1 rRNA gene is annotated in these 207 nt (G+C 56.0%); it reads right to left on the minus strand.

The annotated features are described in order from the left end of the window. Positions 1 to 73 (minus strand): 5S ribosomal RNA (gene rrf, locus IF45_RS0131155); the annotation flags it as partial. Between the last annotated feature and the right edge of the window lie 134 nt (positions 74 to 207).

Consider the following 207-nt stretch of genomic DNA (forward strand, 5'->3'; position numbering starts at 1 on the left):
CATCGGCGCTGTAAGGCTTAGCTTCCGGGTTCGGAATGTAACCGGGCGTTTCCCTCACGCTATGACCACCGAAACACTACGAAACACACCAGCAACCACCACCCATGCATGGGTGTGTGGTTGGTGTTCGTGGTTTCAGAACCAACACAGTGGACGCGAGCAACTGAGGACAAGCCCTCGGCCTATTAGTACCGGTCAACTCCACCC

It is taken from the genome of Streptomyces albidoflavus, from assembly GCF_000719955.1.
GTDB lineage: Bacteria > Actinomycetota > Actinomycetes > Streptomycetales > Streptomycetaceae > Streptomyces > Streptomyces albidoflavus.